The sequence below is a fragment of the Nocardia sp. CC201C genome, from assembly GCF_030010695.1.
In the GTDB taxonomy this organism is placed as follows: domain Bacteria; phylum Actinomycetota; class Actinomycetes; order Mycobacteriales; family Mycobacteriaceae; genus Nocardia; species Nocardia otitidiscaviarum.
Genome location: NZ_JASCXP010000004.1, coordinates 31,141 through 48,202, shown reverse-complemented (window position 1 = coordinate 48,202; position 17,062 = coordinate 31,141). Strand labels below are relative to the sequence as shown.

Annotated in this window: 20 protein-coding genes; 11 read left to right on the top strand and 9 right to left on the bottom strand. The window is 68.6% G+C overall.

Annotated elements, in window-relative coordinates; genetic code table 11:
- A partial coding sequence (locus tag QK444_RS01130) for a serine/threonine-protein kinase (RefSeq protein ID WP_282776151.1) occupies positions 1-560 on the bottom strand: 560 nt, incomplete at its 3' end.
- Positions 561-757: 197 nt separating this feature from the next.
- Here QK444_RS01130 and QK444_RS01125 point away from each other — a divergent pair.
- Positions 758-1,531 (top strand): acyl-ACP thioesterase domain-containing protein, encoded by a 774-nt coding sequence (locus tag QK444_RS01125; RefSeq protein ID WP_282776149.1) that lies wholly within the window; start codon positions 758-760, stop codon positions 1,529-1,531.
- Positions 1,532-1,591: 60 nt separating this feature from the next.
- Here QK444_RS01125 and QK444_RS01120 read toward each other — a convergent pair whose 3' ends face one another.
- Positions 1,592-3,262, bottom strand: a complete 1,671-nt coding sequence (locus QK444_RS01120) for an FAD-dependent oxidoreductase (RefSeq protein WP_282776147.1) — start codon at positions 3,260-3,262, stop codon at positions 1,592-1,594.
- A 288-nt stretch (positions 3,263-3,550) separates the two neighbouring features.
- On the opposite strand from QK444_RS01120, the gene QK444_RS01115 reads away from it, so the two are divergent.
- Complete coding sequence (locus QK444_RS01115; RefSeq protein ID WP_282776145.1) at positions 3,551-4,042, top strand: histidine phosphatase family protein; 492 nt, start codon at positions 3,551-3,553, stop codon at positions 4,040-4,042.
- 4 nt (positions 4,043-4,046) lie between these two features.
- On the opposite strand, the gene QK444_RS01110 is transcribed toward QK444_RS01115, so the two are convergent.
- Positions 4,047-4,250: a hypothetical protein gene (locus QK444_RS01110; RefSeq protein ID WP_039817494.1), complete on the bottom strand. Its 204-nt coding sequence runs from the start codon at positions 4,248-4,250 to the stop codon at positions 4,047-4,049.
- A 31-nt stretch (positions 4,251-4,281) separates the two neighbouring features.
- Positions 4,282-4,851, bottom strand: coding sequence for a Uma2 family endonuclease (locus tag QK444_RS01105; protein ID WP_282776143.1), 570 nt, complete (start codon positions 4,849-4,851; stop codon positions 4,282-4,284).
- Between the two features lie 151 nt (positions 4,852-5,002).
- Between QK444_RS01105 and QK444_RS01100 the strand changes: the two genes are divergently transcribed.
- The 3 genes from QK444_RS01100 to QK444_RS01090 all read left to right on the top strand — a co-directional run bounded on the left by QK444_RS01100 (position 5,003) and on the right by QK444_RS01090 (position 7,096).
- A complete protein-coding gene (locus QK444_RS01100; RefSeq protein ID WP_282776141.1) occupies positions 5,003-5,455 on the top strand; it encodes a MerR family transcriptional regulator in 453 nt (150 codons plus the stop codon).
- Positions 5,452-6,462 carry an aldo/keto reductase gene (locus QK444_RS01095; protein ID WP_282776139.1) on the top strand — a complete coding sequence of 337 codons (1,011 nt, stop codon included), beginning with the start codon at positions 5,452-5,454 and terminating at the stop codon, positions 6,460-6,462. Before QK444_RS01100 ends, QK444_RS01095 begins: the two co-directional genes overlap by 4 nt.
- A 208-nt stretch (positions 6,463-6,670) precedes the next feature.
- A complete protein-coding gene (locus QK444_RS01090; protein WP_282776137.1) occupies positions 6,671-7,096 on the top strand; it encodes a VOC family protein in 426 nt (141 codons plus the stop codon).
- Positions 7,097-7,100: 4 nt separating this feature from the next.
- Here QK444_RS01090 and ribA read toward each other — a convergent pair whose 3' ends face one another.
- Entirely contained in the window at positions 7,101-7,724 is a 624-nt protein-coding gene (gene ribA / locus QK444_RS01085; protein ID WP_282776135.1) for a GTP cyclohydrolase II, read from the bottom strand.
- Between the two features lie 97 nt (positions 7,725-7,821).
- Positions 7,822-8,793, bottom strand: a complete 972-nt coding sequence (locus QK444_RS01080) for a helix-turn-helix domain-containing protein (protein WP_282776133.1) — start codon at positions 8,791-8,793, stop codon at positions 7,822-7,824.
- Positions 8,794-8,893: 100 nt separating this feature from the next.
- Here QK444_RS01080 and QK444_RS01075 point away from each other — a divergent pair, with 100 nt between their 5' ends.
- The 4 genes from QK444_RS01075 to QK444_RS01060 all read left to right on the top strand — a co-directional run bounded on the left by QK444_RS01075 (position 8,894) and on the right by QK444_RS01060 (position 11,717).
- Positions 8,894-9,838, top strand: a complete 945-nt coding sequence (locus QK444_RS01075; protein ID WP_306356959.1) for an NADP-dependent oxidoreductase — start codon at positions 8,894-8,896, stop codon at positions 9,836-9,838.
- A 113-nt stretch (positions 9,839-9,951) separates the two neighbouring features.
- Positions 9,952-10,434 (top strand): carboxymuconolactone decarboxylase family protein, encoded by a 483-nt coding sequence (locus QK444_RS01070; RefSeq protein ID WP_282776131.1) that lies wholly within the window; start codon positions 9,952-9,954, stop codon positions 10,432-10,434.
- 3 nt (positions 10,435-10,437) lie between these two features.
- On the top strand, positions 10,438-10,749 hold the full coding sequence (locus QK444_RS01065) for a GNAT family N-acetyltransferase (protein WP_282776128.1): 312 nt from the start codon (positions 10,438-10,440) through the stop codon (positions 10,747-10,749).
- Positions 10,746-11,717, top strand: a complete 972-nt coding sequence (locus QK444_RS01060) for a pirin family protein (RefSeq protein ID WP_282776126.1) — start codon at positions 10,746-10,748, stop codon at positions 11,715-11,717. Before QK444_RS01065 ends, QK444_RS01060 begins: the two co-directional genes overlap by 4 nt.
- Positions 11,718-11,778: 61 nt before the next feature.
- Here the strand turns inward: QK444_RS01060 and QK444_RS01055 are convergent, their stop codons facing one another.
- Entirely contained in the window at positions 11,779-12,615 is an 837-nt protein-coding gene (locus QK444_RS01055; protein ID WP_282776125.1) for a helix-turn-helix transcriptional regulator, read from the bottom strand.
- Positions 12,616-12,715: 100 nt separating this feature from the next.
- On the opposite strand from QK444_RS01055, the gene QK444_RS01050 reads away from it, so the two are divergent.
- Complete coding sequence (locus QK444_RS01050; protein ID WP_282776122.1) at positions 12,716-13,720, top strand: aldo/keto reductase; 1,005 nt, start codon at positions 12,716-12,718, stop codon at positions 13,718-13,720.
- 217 nt (positions 13,721-13,937) lie between these two features.
- Here QK444_RS01050 and QK444_RS01045 read toward each other — a convergent pair whose 3' ends face one another.
- Positions 13,938-14,408: a DUF4442 domain-containing protein gene (locus tag QK444_RS01045; protein ID WP_282776121.1), complete on the bottom strand. Its 471-nt coding sequence runs from the start codon at positions 14,406-14,408 to the stop codon at positions 13,938-13,940.
- Between the two features lie 158 nt (positions 14,409-14,566).
- On the opposite strand from QK444_RS01045, the gene QK444_RS01040 reads away from it, so the two are divergent.
- Complete coding sequence (locus QK444_RS01040) at positions 14,567-15,199, top strand: hypothetical protein (RefSeq protein ID WP_282776119.1); 633 nt, start codon at positions 14,567-14,569, stop codon at positions 15,197-15,199.
- A 283-nt stretch (positions 15,200-15,482) separates the two neighbouring features.
- Here the strand turns inward: QK444_RS01040 and mqo are convergent, their stop codons facing one another.
- The gene (mqo, locus tag QK444_RS01035; protein WP_282776117.1) at positions 15,483-16,997 is read right to left on the bottom strand and encodes a malate dehydrogenase (quinone); all 1,515 of its coding nucleotides are present in this window, start codon (positions 16,995-16,997) and stop codon (positions 15,483-15,485) included.
- Positions 16,998-17,062: the final 65 nt, after the last annotated feature.

Below are 17,062 nucleotides of genomic sequence, written 5' to 3'. Positions count from 1 at the left end.
TGTTCGAACCGCTCGGGGGCCATGTAGGCGAAGGAACCGATGGCGCTGCCGGTGCTGGTCAGCTGCACATCCGATTCGGTGTACGCGATACCGAAATCCACCAGGTAGGCGAACATGTCGTCGGTCAGCAGGATATTGGCGGGCTTGATGTCGCGGTGTACCAGTCCGCCGTCGTGCGCGGCATCGAGCGCGGCGGCGATCTGCTCGACCACCGCGACCGCCGCGTCCGGCGCGAGCGGCCCCTCCGCCCGCAGCCGCGCCTTCAGATCGCGCCCGCGCACCAGCCGCATGTCGATGTAGAGGACCCCATCCACCTCACCCCAGTCGTGCACCGGGATGACGTGCGGTTCCTGCAATCTGGCGGCGGTCCGGGATTCACGCCGGAAGCGCTCCACATAGCTGGGGGTCCGGGCCAGCTCTTGGTCCAGCAGTTTCAGAGCCACCACGCGGTCCCGGACGGTGTCGTACGCCTCGTAGACCTCGCCCATGCCGCCGACCCCGAGCAGCGTACGAAGTTCGTACTGCCCGAACCGCGATCCGGCCCGCGCCCCGGCAACCACGTGCGCCTCCCCTGCCTGATGTACAACCAAACAGGCTACGGCCTGGACAGCCACCCTGTCATGCCCTGGAAAATGAGTAGGCGACTCGACGCGAGGGGCGGGCGACCGCACCGTAAAGTCGTGTCCAGCAAGCACCGCACGAGAACGCGGCACACCGGATCCGCCCCATGGATCACCGTGTCGCGCGAGGAGCACCAGTGTCACTCGATGAGCCACTCGCCCCGCTGAGTCAGGAGGGCTTGGGCTTCGCCTCGGCGTGGCCCGTCCGGGCCGGCGATGTGGATCCGTACAACCGGCTGCGTTTCGACGGCACGGCCCGCTACCTGCAGGACATCGCCTGGGAAGACTTGCACTCCGGCAGCTTCCACCGCACCGACCCGAGCTGGATCGTGCGCCGCACGGTCATCGATGTGGTCCGGCCGGTGTACTGGCCGGATCGGGTGCAGCTACGCCGCTGGTGTTCGGCCCTGTCCACGCGCTGGACCAATATGCGGGTGCGGATCACCAGCGAGAACGGCGGTCTCATCGAGACCGAGGGTTTCTGGATCAATATCAACGAATCCACCAATATGCCGACCCGCATCAGTGACGAGGGACTGGCCCAGCTGGCCCGCACCACCGATGAGCACCGGCTGCGGTGGCGGCCCTGGCTGACCGATCCGATGCCGCCGGAATCCGATGTGGATCTGCCGTTTCCGCTGCGCGCGACCGATATCGACCAGTTCAACCATGTGAACAACGCCGTGTACTGGCAGGCGGTGGAACAGTACCTGGTGGACTATCCGAAGCTGGTGGCCGCGCCGCACCGTGCGGTGATCGAATACATCGCGCCGGTGCAGGCGCGCCAGCACCTCACCGTGCGGGCCCGCTACGAGCCGGGTGATCGCACCGGGCATCCGGTGCTGCGGCTGTGGTTCGTGGTCGGCGGCATCACGACGACGACGGTGCGGATCGGTCCGCTGCCGGGCTGAGTCGAGCGTCGAACGGCACGGCCCCACCGGGTTTCGGTGGGGCCGTGCCGTGCGTTCGGACTAGCTCTTGGCGGCTTTGAGCAGGTTTTCCAGGCTGGTGAACTTCACGCGCGGGCGGCCCGCGGTCTTGCCCGCGGTCTTCTCCGCCGCGTCGATGGCCTTCCAGCCCGCCCGATCCACCAGATCCGGCTGCCGCTGCGCCAGCAACGCCCGCAACGCCGCCCGATCCGAGCTCGGCGCGGCCAGCTTCCCGGCGATGAAATCCTCGATCAACGCATCCACGGTCTGCGCGGAATCGACCCGGTTGGAACCGATCACCCCGCGCGGACCCCGCTTGATCCATCCCGACACATACACCCCGGGCAACGGCGAACCATCGGCTTGCAGCACGCGCCCCCTGTCGTTCGGGATGACCCCGTTGACCTCGTCGAAGGGGATATCGGCCACCGGCTCGCCCCGATACCCGATCGACCGCAACACCAGCGACGCGTCGAGACAACCGGTGCGGTCCGATGCGCGGGCGACGGTACGACCGTTCTCGGTGACCAGGTCGTTGTGCACGAACTCCACCGTCTCGGCCTTGCCGTCACCGGTGATGGCGGTCGGCGACACCAGATACCGGAACACGATCCGCTTGTTACCCGGCTTCGGCGACTTGGCCGCGTACTCCCGCGCGAGGGTGTACTTCAACTTCAGGTGCGGTTCGACGTCCGGATCATCCAGCAGCGCCCGAGACTCGGGATCCAACTCGAGATCGGCCGGGTCCACCACCACGTCCACCCCCTTCAGGTGGGTGAGCGCCATGAATTCCGGGCTGCTGTACGCCGCCTGCAACGGGCCGCGCCGCCCCAACACCACCACCTCGGTGATGCTGCTGCGCCGCAACGCGTCCAGGGCATAGTCGGCGACATCGGTCTTGGCCAGCGCCTCGGGATCCATCGTCAGAATCCGCGCCACGTCCAGCGCGACATTGCCGTTGCCCACGATCACCGCCCGCTCCCCGGACAGATCGAACTCCCGATCCGCGTAGTCGGGGTGCCCGTTGTACCAGGCCACGAACTCCGTCGCGGAGTGGCTGCCGGGCAGGTCCTCGCCGGGCACGCCCAGCTGCCGGTCGGTCGACGCGCCCACCGCGTAGACCACCGCGTGATGATGGGCCATCAGCTCCTCGTGGCTGATGTGCTTGCCGACCTCGACATTGAGGTAGTACTGCAGGGTGTCGCGACGGAACGCCGTCTCGAACATGTTCGCCACCAGCTTGGTGCCCGCGTGATCGGGGGCCACGCCCGCGCGGACCAGACCGTAGGGGGTGGGCAGCCTGTCGAACAGCTCCACCTCCACCTCCGCGCGCCGCAGCAACTCCTCCGCCGCGTAGCAGGCGGCCGGACCCGCCCCGATCACCGCCACCCGCAACGTGCCCAGCTCCTTGGGCGCGCGCGTCGGCGCGACGAGGGGCTCGAAGTTGGATTCCAGGGGGTGGCGCTGGAAATAGGCGGCGTTGACATCTTTGAACCGGGCCAGCGACGCGGTCAGATCGTCCTCGGAGAAAATGGCCTCCACCGGACACGCGTCCACACACGCACCACAGTCGATACAGGTGTCCGGGTCGATATACAACTGCTCCGCCGTCGCGAACTCCGGAGACTCCGGCGTAGGACGGATGCAGTCGACCGGACACTCCGGAACGCAGCTGGCGTCGTTGCAACAACGCTGCGTGATCACATAGGCCATATCTCGCAGATCCTCGAAACAGTCGCGGTGCTACTCAGCTCGGGTTCGAGCGGGGTCGGTAGAACACGTTCTAATATAGGTGTCACGCGGCATGGATCGGCACACCGGTGTGACGTCCCCTTCAGTGTGCCTCGAGTGTGACGGTGATCTCCTGCCGGGCCACGGGCTGAAATGTGAACTGTGTCTCCGCGCACGCGATCGACGCATGACAACCGGGCGGTTTCGGCATTCCGGGCACGATCCGCGTCCTGCCCCCGAGCGGGCACCGCAGGACTTACGGTGGTGCGCATGGCGCGGACGCTCATCCTCATGCGGCACGGCAAATCCGGCTATCCGGACGGGGTCGCCGACCACGATCGACCGTTGGCCCCGCGCGGACGGCGGGAGGCGGCACTGGCCGGGGATTGGCTGCGGGAAACGCAGCCGGCGGTGGGCGCGGTGCTGTGCTCGACGGCCACCCGCACCCGGGAAACCCTGTCCGCGACCGGGATCAGCGCCCCGGTGTCCTACGAGAAGTCCATCTACGAGGCGTCCCCGCGCACCCTCATCGAACTCGTCCAGCTCACCGACGACGCGGTGGACACCCTGCTGGTGATCGGGCACGCCCCCGGAATGCCGTGGACGGCATGGGAGTTGGCGAGCAACCGTGACTCCGAGGCGGCGGAGCGGATGAGCCGGAAATTCCCCACCTCCGCCCTGGCGGTGCTGGAATTCGACCGGGCATGGCGGGACGCCGATCCGGGCACGGGCGAGCTCCGACTCTTCCACGTGCCGCGCTGAGAGCTCAGCCGAGCAGCTTTCCCTTCCACACCACGACACCACCGAACACCAGCAGGAGCAGCAGCGCCGGGAAGAACCCCAGCAGCCACCACACCACACCGAACACGGCGACCACGGGCAACAGCGCGATCCCGGCGATGACGGGATTCTCCCGCACCGTCTCCAGCGCCGAACGCCCCCGGATGCGATCTATGTCTTTTCCAGCCATGACACCAGCGTAGGCGCGTACGGCGGCAAGGTCAGCGCAGTCGATCCAAGTCGATCGTGAGATCGCAGGGGAAATCACCGCGGTAGGTGCCGGTCGCGCGGCCCGTGTCGACATAGCCGAGCTCCTCGGTACGACAGAGCGGGAGCAGACTGACAGGTTCATCCGGGTCGACGATCCAGTAGCTGGGGATACCCGCATCGGCGTACTCACTGCGCTTGGTCACCCGATCGGCCCTTCGTGAGCCTGGAGCGACGACCTCGACGACGAGCAGCGCCTGATCCGCACGAAGGACTCCCCCTCCGGATGACACGCGCCGCAGTTCGGAACGCGGCACGACGGTCACATCGGGTCGACGTACCGTCGCCGGTTCATGCTCCGGCACGAGGCGCAGGTCGAGGTCCACGCCGGGAACGGCGACCAGATCCGATGGTAGGCAGGAGTCCAGCTGAGCTGCGATGCCGAAGGCGACGATGTTGTGCCACGGCGACGGCGACGGCAGCATGACCGGCAATCCCTCTTGCAGCTCCCAGCGAGTCTCGTCGTCCTCAGGGAGCGCGGCGTAGTCGGAGATCGTCAGCAGGCGGCGGGGATCGAGAATCATCGTCGCCTCGCCTTCCGTCGTCGGTGGGTTCGATCGTCCTGCCGGTCATTCGTTGTGACGTGGGCGACGGATGCTTTCCGGAAGAATGGGGCTTGCTTGGAGTGCACTCCAGGCGATTAGCGTCGGTGGGGTTCGACGAGAGGAGCGAGCGGTGAGTGTGGCGGCGGTGCGGTACGAGGCGGACTACGAGCTGCCGAAGTATTCGATCGGTGAGGTGTCGGAGCGGTCCGGGCTGACGCGGGACACGCTGCGGTGGTACGAGCGGATCGGGCTGATGGATTACGTGGGGCGCGATCACACCGGGCAGCGGCGATTCAGCGATCGGGACCTGGACTGGCTGACGCTCATCGGGAAGCTGCGCCGCACCGGGATGCCGGTCGCCGACATGGTCCGCTACGCGGAACTGGTGCGCCAGGGTGACGAGACCTTCCCGCAGCGACTCGAGATGTTCCGCCGCACCCGCGAGGACGTGCTCGCCCGCATCGCCGAACTACAGCAGACCGTGGCCGTTCTGGACTGCAAGATCGCGCTCTACGAGGGCGATCCGACGCGCGACTGGCGGACCGTGGTCACACCGGACACACGCGAAGGGAAACACGCATGACCACCACGCGGGCACTGCCCACCACCGCCCTCGGCGAGACCCGGATCGGGGTGCAGGGCTACGGCTGCATGGGTATCAGCGAGTTCTACGGTCCCACCGATGCGGACGAAGCGCGGGCGACGCTGGAGCACGCCCTCGAGCTCGGGGTCACCCTGTTCGACACCGCCGATATGTACGGATCCGGACACAATGAGGAGTTCGTCGGCGAGTTCGTCCGCGCCCACCGCGAGAATGTGGTGCTGGCAACGAAATTCGGCATCGTGCGGAAGGCGGACGAGCCGACCTACCGGGGTATCGACAACTCCCCCGACTACATCCGGCGCGCGGTGGACGCCAGCCTGCGACGGCTCGGCATCGACGTCATCGACCTGTACTACATGCACCGGCGTGATCCGCGGGTGCCGATCGAGGAGGCCGTCGGCGTGATGGCCGAACTCGTGGCGGCGGGCAAGGTGCGTCAGCTCGGGCTCTCCGAGGTGACCGGGCCGGAGCTGCGCGCCGCGCACGCGGTGCATCCGATCGCGGCCGTGCAGTCGGAATGGTCGGTGTTCTCCCGGGATGTGGAACGGGCCGTGGTCCCGGCCGCCGCCGAACTGGGCGTGACCTTCGTGCCGTACTCGCCGCTGGGTCGGGGCTTCCTCACCGGCACCGTGGCGGCGACCGGCGAACTGGCCGAAGGCGATACGCGCCGGGCGTTTCCGCGCCTGTCCGGCGAGAACGCGGTACGCAACGCGGAACTACTGGCTCCGCTGCGGGCCGTCGCGGAGGCGCGGGGCATCACCCCGGGGCAGGCCGCGCTGGCCTGGGTGCACGCGCGGGCGCGGGTGCACAATCTGTCGGTGGCCCCGATCCCCGGCACCCGCCGCCGCCACCGGCTGGCGGAGAACGTCGCCGCCGCGACGGTCGAACTGACCGCCGACGAACTGGCCACCCTGGAGCCGATCGCCGCACAGGTCGCCGGAAATCGGTACGCGGACATGAACTTCACATCGGCCGGCCGCGAATAGGGCACTGCGCCCGCCATTCGCACGGTGGCCGGACCCCGAACACCGCAGGGTTGTCGGGATTCCGGCCGCCTGCGCGCCGGCCGCGACCGATACCGCCGTGCCGCACCGGATAGCGTCGGCGCGGGGCCGCCGCCCCTGGCATCCGGGCTTGACTCTCCCGCTGCGGGAGACCCGATGCTGGTCTCACCAGCGAGAAAGGGATTCAGCCATGATCACCAGCATCTTCCCCACCCTCTGCGCCGACGATGTGGCGGCGGTCCGGGACTTCTACGTGGAGCTGTTCGGCTTCCAGGTGGTGTTCGACAGCGGATGGTACGTGCAGTTGGAGGCGCCGGACGGGGCCAAGCCGCAGATCGGCGTGGTGGAGCGCAACCACGAGAGCGTGCCGGAGGCGTACCGGGTGCTGCCGTCGGGTTTCCTGGTCGCCATCGAGGTGGACGATGTGGACGCGGTACACGCCCGGGCCGTGGAGATGGGGCTGAAGATGCCGCTCGAGCTGCGCAGCGAGGACTTCGGCCAGCGTCACTTCATGACGGTCGACCCGAGCGGGGCGCTGGTCGACGTGATCACGCCCATCCCGCCGAGCGCGGAGTACGCCGAGAACTACGCACAGCCCGAGGCTCAGGCGATCTGAAGGCTCAGGCGATCTGAATGGTGTGGCCGGTGTGGTCGGCCTTGGCCCGCAGGTAGCGCAGGTTGCTGGGGGTGGCGTGCACGCCCGTGCGGACGGTGCGGCGCACGCCCACCCCCAGCGCGTCCAGCTGACGCGCCTTGTCGGGGTTGTTGGTGAGCAGGTCCAGCTCGGAAATGCCCAGCGCCGTGAGCATTTGGGCGGCGGCGGTGTAGTCGCGCGCGTCCTCGGGTAGGCCCAGCGCGGTATTGGCCTGGTAGGTGTCGAGCCCGGAATCCTGGAGCGCGTAGGCGTCGAGCTTGTTGTACAGCCCGATATCGCGCCCCTCCTGCCGCAGGTACAGCAGCACGCCGCCGGTGTCGGTGATGCGCTCCACCGCCTCGCGCAGCTGCGGACCGCAGTCGCAGCGCGCGGAGCCGAAGACGTCGCCGGTGAGGCATTCGGAGTGCAGCCGCACCAGCGGCACCCGCCGCGGGTCGGGCTCCCCCAGCACCAGCGCGAGATGTTCCCGGCCGTCGCTCAACCCGTCGAAGGTGACCGCCTCGGCGGCGGTCGCGTACCCGTCCGCGAAGGTCAGCGGAATGCGCACGCGCGTCCGCACGCCCGCGCCGACGCGAGTGCTGCTCTCCATAGCGGCTCCGAGATCGCAGTGACCGTTCGATGGACAGTGAACTCGACCGCACGCCCGGTTATTCCGGACGAAGGGCCCCACCGCACCCGGACGCGGCTCAGGCGGCGCGGCGGAAGGTGCGCCGGTAGGCGTGTGGTGAGGTGTTCAGCAGGGCGCGCATATGTTGCCGCAGCGAGTTGCCGGTGCCGAAACCGGACCGCTCGGCCACCAGATCGATGCTCAGATCGGTGTGTTCGAGCAGCTCACGGGCGCGGTCCAGACGCTGGGCGGTGAGCCAGCGGCCCGGCGTGACACCGACCTCCGCGCGAAAGCGCCGCGTGAAGGTGCGCACGCTCATCCGCGCGTGCGCGGCCATGTCCTCCAGGGTGACCGGGGCCGCCAGCCGGTCCAGCAACCAGGCCCGGGTGGCCGCGGTGGACGCGGCGTCGGGATTCGGCACCGGACGTTCGATGAACTGTGCCTGACCGCCGTCGCGCCACGGGGGGACGATCAGGCGGCGGGCGACCCGATTGGCGAGGGCCGCGCCGTGATCTCGGCGGACCAGATGCAGGCACAGGTCCAGGCCCGCGGCGACACCGGCGGCGGTGAGGACGTCGCCGTTGTCCACGAACAGCACGTCCTCGTCGACCTGGACCCGGGGGTAGGCGCGACGGAACGCGGCGGAGTGCATCCAGTGCGTGGTCGCGATCCGGCCGTCCAGCAGCCCGGCCGCCGCCAGCACGTAGCTGCCCGTGCAGATGGACACCATGCGGGTCCCCGGGCGTATCCGGGCCAGCGCGGCGGCCAGCGACGCGGGCAGCGCACCGCCGTGTTCCAGCTCACCGAGGTCCTCGGCGGGCGGCACGATCACGGTGTCGGCGAGTTCGAGCGCCTCCGGACCGCGTGCCACCGCCACCGACAGCCCTTCGGCGGTCGACACCGGCTCGCCGTCCGCACTGCAGACGACCACCTCGTACAGCCCGCCCCCGCCCTCGTCCTCGGCGAAACCGAAGACCCGCGAGGGAATTCCGAGTTCGAGCACGGGTACCTGATCGAGCGCGAGGACGACGACGCGGTGCGGAACGGCCATGGCCGGATCCTGTCACATGTTGACCATCCGGCCACTACTGCGACCCGAGATTCCGGCGCAATCTGGTCACCGTTCGTTCACCGACGAGAGGAGAGCAGTTGTGAGCACCGGTGACACCATGCGCGCCATGATCGTCCGGGAGTGGGGTGGGCCCGAGGTCCTCACCCTCGCCGAGCTCGCGCGTCCGGAGCCGGGCGTGGGCGAGATCCAGGTGCGCGTGCACGCGGCGGGCGTCAATCCGGTGGACTGGAAGACCCGGGCGAGTGGCGGCCTGATCGCCTGGGGTACGCCGCCGATCCTCGGCTGGGATGTGTCCGGCGTGGTGTCCGCGGTCGGTCCGGGGGTGAGCCTCTTCCAGCCCGGTGACGAGGTGTTCGGCATGCCGAGCTTCCCGGCGCAGGCGGGGGCATACGCCGAGTACGTGGTCGGCCCCACCCGGCACTTCGTGCGCAAACCGCGGGAGATCGACCACATCCAGGCCGCGGCCCTGCCGCTGGCCGCCCTCACCGCCTGGCAGACGCTGGTCGACACCGCCGGTGTGCGCGCGGGACAGCGCGTCCTGATCCATGCCGCCGCGGGCGGCGTGGGCCACCTGGCCGTGCAGATCGCCAAGGCGCGCGGCGCGTATGTCATCGGGACCGCCCGCGCCGACAAGCACGACTTCCTGCGCGATCTGGGGGCCGACGAGCTGATCGACTACAGCGCAGTCGATTTCGCCGAGGTGCTGCGCGATGTGGACATCGTGATCGACGGCATCGGCGGCGAGTACGGGGAACGCTCCCTGCGGGTGCTGCGGCCGGGCGGCCACCTGGTGACCCTGCCCGACGCGGATTCGGTGCCCGATACCACCGGCCTGGAGGTGCGGGCGGGCTGGACCGTGGTGGAACCCGACGCCACGGGCCTGCGAGAGATCGTCGACCTGATCACCACCGGCCGCCTGCGGGTCGAGATCGACACCGTACTGCCGCTGCCCGAGGCGGCGAAGGCGCATCTGCTCGGGGAGAGCGGGCGTACTCGCGGCAAGATCGTGCTCAGCGTCGCCTGAGGGATGAATCCGGCTCCCGCGGTGTGACTTCCGCCCCTCGATCCCGGTTCCCGCCGCGCGGTGGCGTGGATCGGGGAGCGCGGAGCCACCCTTCCGCATACGATGAACCGACTATGCAGTCTCCAGCGGTTCCCGCCCGGGTCTGGATCGACAAACAGTCACCGGCGATATACCAGGCCCTGAAGGGCGTCGCGCAGTCCGTTCGCACCGCCGCCGCGGCCGTCGATCTCGATCGGGCCGTGATGGAGTTGGTGAACGTGCGCGTGTCCCAGCTCAACGCCTGCCCCGTCTGCCTCGATATCCACGAGCGAGCCGCCCGGGCGGCGGGGGTCACCCCGCAGCAATTGGCGGTGCTCCCGGCCTGGCGGCGCGACCCCGAGCTGTACACCGACCGCCAGCGAGCGGCGCTGATCCTGGCCGAGAGTGTCACGAATCTTCCGGATGATGCGATCTTGGAGCGTGAGTATGCTGCTGCGCGGCAACATTTGTCGGATGACCAGATGTCCGTTGTGATCTGGGCTGCGACCACTATCGGCGCGTTCAACCGAGTGTCGATTCTGAGCAAACATCCGGTGCGGGTGCGGAAGGAGAACTGAACAATGAGCGAACAGGCCGTCGTGGCCGCGGTCGTGCGCAACGACACGCAACACCGGTACGAGGTGTGGTACGGCAACTCGCTCGCAGGTTTCAGCGAGTATCGGGAACGCGACAACGACACCGTCTTCATCCACACCGAGGTGGACAGCGAGTTCGGTGGTAAGGGGCTGGGCAAGGTGCTCGCCGAGGAGGCGGTCAAGGACGTGATCGAGCGAGGGAGGGTTATCGTGCCGCGCTGCCCCTTCATCAAGGGCTGGTTGGACAAGCATCCGGAGTACGACGAGCACGTCGTCGGCAAGGGCATCAAACGGTGAGCGACCTCGAGTCGCGTCCGGAGGAGTCGCTGTGCGAATCCTCCGGAAAGCCGGGGCCACGGGCGGACTTCTTCCCGTCCCGCGAGGTGCCCCTCGGCGGGGTGCGCGGGGTGACCGTGCACCGCAGTCTGCCGCAGCGTGATCTGCCGACGGTCGGCGCGTGGTGCTTCCTGGACTACTTCGGGTCGAATTCGCCCACGAATCCGCAGGGCCACGATATCGACCCCCACCCGCACATCGGATTGCAAACGGTCACTTGGCCTTTGGAGGGCCGCATCCGCCACCGCGACAGCGTCGGCTCGGATGTGGAGATCCGGCCCGGACAGCTGAACCTGATGACCTCCGGACGGGGTATCGCGCATTCGGAATACCGGGTGCCGGGGCATCCCTCCGGACGCGGTCTCCAGCTGTGGATCGCACTGCCGGACGAAAGTCGCGGTATCGCACCACATTTCGAACAGCATCGGGATCTGCCCGGTTTCGAGCTGCCGGGAGTGTCCGGCACGGTGCTGATCGGATCGCTCGGCGGCGCGACCTCACCCGCCACCGCCTACACCCCGATCGTGGGCGCGGATCTGCGGGTCGACGCCGGGACCGATGCGCGGCTGCCGTTGGACCCGGCGTTCGAGCACGCCGTGCTGGTGGTGGACGGCGCGCTGTCCGTGGACGGCACCCCGGTCGAGCCCGGCAGCCTGTTCTACCTGGGCAGCGATCGCACCGGAATTCGCGTGCACGACACCGCGGGAGCACAGCTGCTGCTGATCGGCGGCGAGCCGTTGGACGAGGATCTGGTGATGTGGTGGAACTTCGTGGGGCGCAGTCACGAAGAGATCGAGGCGGCCCGAAATGATTGGGAGAAACACGATCTCGAGCGTTTCCCGGATATCGCGGGACACACGCCGCAACAGCGCATCCCGGCGCCGCCGCTGCCTGGGCTGCACCTGAAGCCGCGCAAGAGGCGGTACTAGCACCATGATTCGCTCCCATTCGTGGGGGCGAAGGCGTCGCGCTGGGTGACCGCGGGCGGGCCTACCTCTCGCTCATCAGCTGCGTGCCGATCACCCGGAGCAGATCCAGCTTCTCCTGGGTGTCGGTGCCGGGTTGCGGATAGTAGACGAGCAGGTGTCGGGTGGCGCTGGGGGTCAGCAGCGGCTCGCACACCAATTCGAGCAGCCCCACCTCGGGATGGATCAGTCGTTTGACGTAGCCGGTGCCCGCACTGACCTCATGGTCGTCCCACAGCCGCTCGAATTCCGGGCTGCGCTCGCGCAGGCGGCGGATCAGGTCGATCACCTCGGCGTCACCGGATCGCCGCGCCGCGGTCGCCCGCAGGCTCGCGACGTGGTGGCGCGAGAGTTCCTCCCAGTTGTCCTCCGGAAACTTGCGGCGATCATCCGGGTCGGTGAACCACAGCCAGGGCACACAGCGGTCCAGCCCCCGACGGTCCCCGAGATCGCCCACCAGCAGGACGTGCATCCGGTTCTGCACCAGCACCTCGCCCAGGTCGGAGATGACGCAGGCCGGCGTGTCGTCGAGCTTGGCGAGCACACGCAGCAGGCCGGGGCCGACGTGCGGGTCGCCGCTGCGCGGCGGCTCGTGCCCGCACAGGTGGTAGAGGTGATCCCGCTCGCCGTCGGTGAGCCGCAACGCGCGGGCCAGCGCGGCCAGCACCTGGGTGGACGGCCGTGGTGCGCGCGACTGCTCCATGCGCGTGTAGTAGTCGGTGGACACGCCCGCCAGCAACGCCACCTCGTCGCGGCGCAGGCCCGGGGTGCGCCGCCGGTTGCCGGGCGCCAAGCCCACATCCGAGGGTTGCAGCACCGAACGGCGTTTCCGCAGGAAGTCGGCTAGTTGGTCACGATCCACCCTTACCACTGTGCCGGATCATCGGGAATCAGCCAGGGATCGCCGAACCCTGGATAAGCGAGTCCTGCCGCCCCGCCGGGCGCGGTCGCAGGATCGGATCATGACCGAAATCGCGAAGCATCGCCTCGGCGGCACCGGGCCCACCGTCTCCCGCCTCGGACTCGGGGCCATGGGCATGTCCGGGATGTACGGCGCGGCCGACGACGCCATCTCCATCGCCACCATCCACGCCGCGCTCGACTCGGGCGCGAACCTCATCGACACCGGCGACTTCTACGGCATGGGCCACAACGAAAGCCTCATTCGCACAGCGCTTTCCGAACGTTCGCGCGACGATGTGGTGCTGAGCGTGAAGTTCGGCGCACTGCGCGGGCCCGACGGCGACTGGAACGGCTTCGACTCCCGCCCCGCCGCCGTCCGCAACTTCCTGACCTACTCCCTGCAACGGCTCGGCACCGACCACATCGATGTCTATCGGCCCGCACGACTGGACCCGACGGTGCCGATCGAGGACACCGTGGGAGCCATCGCGGAGCTGGTGCAGGCCGGATACGTGCGCCACATCGGTCTGTCAGAGGTCGGCGCGGCCACCCTGCGACGCGCCGCAGCCGTACATCCGATCGTCGATCTGCAAATCGAGTACTCGCTGATCTCACGCGGCATCGAGAACGAGATATTGCCCACCACAAGGGAACTCGGGACCGGAATCACCGCATACGGGGTACTGTCCCGCGGCCTGCTCAGCGATTCGCTGCGCAACGGCACCGCCTTGGCGGCCCGGGATTTCCGCGCGCACAGCCCACGCTTCCAGGGCGAGAATCTGACCGCCAATCTGCGGCTGGTGTCGGCGCTGGCCGAGATCGCGGAGCGGCGCGGGGTCACGGTGGCACAACTCGCCATCGCGTGGGTGCTGGCACAGGGAGCGGACATCGTGCCCGTCATCGGCGCGCGCAGCCCCGAACGCTGGGCGGAAGCCGTCGCCGCACTGGATATCCAACTCTCCGCGGACGAGTTGGTCGCGATCGAGGCCACGGTGCCCGCCGACCGGGTGGCGGGCGACCGCTACACGGCCGAGCAGATGGCCATGCTCGACAGCGAGCGCTAGCACAGCCGCCCCCCCGGGGGGCGACACCCGCCGATTCGACCGCCGCGGTGGAACGCCGGGGCGGGTCCGGTCGACTACCGCGAGGCCATCGCTTGCGACAAGGGCGGTCGGCTGTGATACGACCGGTCGGGCTGCGGCAGCACCACCGGCTGCGGCAGCACCACCGGCCGCAGCGGGGCCGTCAGTTGCGGCAGGGCCGACATTCGCGGCCGGGGCGTCAGCTGCGGCGGGGCCGGATGACGGCGGTGAAATTTGCTGTGGCGACGGCCTTTCCGGTGCTGTCGGTGATCGTGACCGGGACGGCGAGTTCGATTTCGGTGCGTGACTCGATATTCGCGCGCATGGTCTCGACGGCGCCGTCGGGGAGTTCGGAGGTGGCGAGGAAGGGGCTTGCCGTGCCCTTGGCTCGGGCCAGGTATTCGATCTTCCCGTCGCGGGCGACGATGAAGGTCTCGCTCATCAGGTCGACGATGCCGGAGACGGCCGCGCCCATGGCGGCGGTCTCGGCGAAGCCGAAGAGGATGGCAGCGTGGATGTCGCCGTTGTGATTGAGATGCTCCGGCCGTGCCGCCATCCGCACCACAGTGCGGCCGCTGGCGAAATCCTCGGCGTCGATACCGGCGAACTGGATGAAGCCCAGTTTCTTGAAACCGTCCATCACCAGGGCACCCATGGTCGCGCTGTCCATCGCATCTCCAATCGAATTGAAACGTGTTCCAATTTCTATACCGGCTGCGCACCACGGTTGTCCATGCTCGAGAAGCGGACGAAACGGTAATAGCGGTAAGTTTTCTGCGACGTGCCCACCGCAGCCGCCGACGAAAGAACACGATGCCCCTCCCCCCGATGACCTTCAGCAAGATCACCGCGACCGCCCTGCTCGCCCTGGGGGCCACCGCCCTCTCCGCCGGAATCGTCCACGCCGATTCGCCCGCCCAGCTCCAGCCCGCGCCCCGCACGGTGGCGATCCACGGAAACGACCACGGTGTCGGCTATCTCGTCGCACTGTCCGACGATCAGCGCTCGGCGGTCACCACCCTGCGCTCCGGCCGTTTCGTGGCGGCGACCGACACCGTCACCCTGCTCGACGACGCCGGGCGCACGGTGACCACCCTGCCGCTGGCCTTCGACGTCGCCGGACAGCGGGTGGAACTGCTGCCGACCGTGGACGCGGCGGGGCGGCAGCTGACCCTCTCCCCCGTCGGCGCGGCAGCCACGCCGCTGCACGACATCTCCGCCCAGGACACCTTCTGGGCCGAATTCGAGAAGGCCAAGGCCGCCGGGATCGCCGGACTGGTCATCGGCGCGGCGATCGGCGCCGTGCTCGGCTTCCCGCTGGGCCTGTTCGTCCTCGACTTCATCACCGTGCCGGTGGCCGCCGTGGTCGGCGGTGTGATCGGCGGGCTCGCGGGCCTGGCCATCGGCGGCGGCCAGCCTCTCATCGACGCCGCCGTCGCCTACGCCAGCGGACAACCCTGATCCATCCGAGCCGCGCCGAAGACGATGCCCCGCCGCACATTCCGGTGCGACGGGGCATTGTCGTCACGGGGTGACCCGAATTGCGATCCCCGAATCGAAGCAGCAACGCGAGCCGAGGGTGCCGAGGAGCGCCGGCAGCCTGGCCAGGCGGCGGCCGCATTCGAGCCGGGGGACGGCGTTCGGGCCGCCGCATCCCCGTCGCAGCCCGGGATCGCTCGCCCGAGCTCCGCGACCGGCCGGGCGTCGCCGCCGTGGTCGGACGGACAACCGCGCCGGAGCCGGATCAGCCGGCGGTCGGGGCGGCCAGGCCGAGTATCTCGGCGGTGCGGGTGGTGGTGCGGCGGGCCAGGGCTTCGTTGTCGATCAGGGAGCGGCCGATGGTGGGCATGAGTTCGTGCAGGCGCGGCGCCCACAGGTGGCGGTAGTGCGGGAAGCAGCGGCGCAGCACCTCGAGCATGATGGCGGGGGCGGTCGAGGCGCCGGGGGACGCGCCGAGCACGGCGGCGATGGAGCCGTCCTGGGCGGCGACGACCTCGGTGCCGAATTCCAGGACGCCGCCGCGCACCGGATCGGCCTTCACGATCTGGGCGCGCTGCCCGGCGTCGATCATGGTCCACTCGTCGCCCACCGCGGCGGGAAAGAACTCCCGCAGTGCGGAGATCTTGCGCCGCCGCGTGGACACCAACTGGCCCGCCAGCAGCCGCACCAGCCCCAGATTGCTCGCGGTCACGGCCGCGAGCGGACCGATATTGTGCGGCCGCAGCGAGGCCGCGACGTCGAATACCGAGCCCTGCTTCAGGAACTTCGGGCTGGAACCGGCGTACGGGCCGAACAGCAGCGCCTGCTGGCCGTCGATGATGCGGGTATCCAGATGCGGCATGGACATCGGCGGCGCCCCGGCCGGAACCTTGCCGTAGACCTTGGCGTCGTGCCGCTCGACCACGGCCGGATTGTCACAGCGCAGGAACCGTCCACTCACCGGCAGCAACCCGTAACCGCGCACCTCGGGAATTCCCGCCCGCTGCAACAGTTTCAACGCCCAACCGCCCGCACCAGCGAAGACGAAGCGGGCGTCGACCCGGGAGGTGATGCGATCATCGGTGTCATCGGTCGCGACCAGCCGCAGCTTCCAGGAACCGTCGTTGTTCTTGCGCAGCCCCCGCACCTCGTGCCGCAGGTACACGTCCACGCCGAGAGTTTCCAAGTGCGCGAACAGCTTTCGGGTCAGCGTCCCGAAATCGACATCGCTGCCGGTGATATCGCGGGTGGCGGCGACCGGTTCGCCCTTGGCACGGCCGCGCAACAGCAGCGGCGCCCATTCCCAGATGGTCTCCGGGTCCGCACTGAACCGCATGGAGCCGAAGAGCGGATGCTCCGACAGCGCGGCATGACGGCGGCGCAGAAAGTCCACATCGCCGGCACCGCGCACGAAGGTCATATGCGGTACCGGATTGATGAATTCCCGTGGTTTGTCCAGGATTCCGTCTTCCACCAGATACGACCACAACTGGCGGCTCAACTGGAATTGCGCATTGACCCGCAGCGCCTTCTCGATATCGACGCCACCGCCCGGTTTTTCCGAGGTGTAGTTGAGTTCGCACAGGCCCGCATGCCCCGTGCCCGCATTGTTCCAGGCCGCCGACGCCTCGCCCGCCACCTCCGGCAATCGCTCGTACACCGCGATGGACCAGGTCGGTTCCAGATGCCGCAGCAGAATTCCGAGCGTCGCGCTCATGATCCCGCCGCCGATCAACACCACGTCATAAGTACCCAGCGGCCCATGCCGTCTCGTCGTCATTGCCGAAAGACTCCCAACCGATCCTCGAGCGAGCAGGGGCACGCTAACACCGGAGTTGTACGCGC